General features: G+C 64.6%; 1 protein-coding gene. It reads right to left on the reverse strand.

Annotation, left to right across the window (positions count from 1 at the left end; translation table 11 throughout):
* The coding region (locus BTW07_RS19765) for an Ig-like domain-containing protein (RefSeq protein ID WP_167369317.1) at nt 1–632 on the reverse strand (632 nt) is incomplete at both ends.

Here is a 632-nt window from a genome sequence, read left to right on the forward strand (position 1 = left end):
TTCGGTGCACTGACGCCGCCGTCATTGTCCGTGGCGGTATAGCTGAAGGTGACGTCGCGGCTCTCGCCCGCGGCGAGACTGTCGAAGTCGGTGCCCGGCGTGAAGTTGTAGCTGCCGTCGCTATTAAAGCTGAGGCTGCCGTTGCCGGTGCCGATATCCGTCGCCAGGTCGTAACCGGCGATGGTGCCATCGACATCGGTCGCTACCGGCACCTGGCCGGTCAGCACAGTGTTCTCGCCGGTGGTCCGGGTATCGGCGACGGCGATCGGCGCATCGTTGGTGCCGGTCACGGTGATCGTCACCGTCTTGGGCTCGCTGACCCCACCGTCGTTATCGGTAGCGGTATAGCTGAAGGTGATATCGCGGCTCTCGCCGGCAGCCAGACCGTCGAAGTCGTCACCCGGCGTGAAGCTGTAGGAACCGTCGGCATTGAACGTCAATGAACCATTGCCGGTGCCGACATCCGTCGCCAGGTCATAACCGGCGATGGCGCCGTCGACGTCACTTGCCGCCGGCACCTGGCCGGTCAGTAGTGTGTTCTCTTCCGTCGTGGCCGTGCCTGCCTGAGCGACCGGCGCGTCGTTGGTACCGGTGACGGTAATGGTGACCGTCTTGGGCTCACTGACGCCGCC

The organism is Salinicola socius, from assembly GCF_001937195.1.
Classification (GTDB): domain Bacteria; phylum Pseudomonadota; class Gammaproteobacteria; order Pseudomonadales; family Halomonadaceae; genus Salinicola; species Salinicola socius.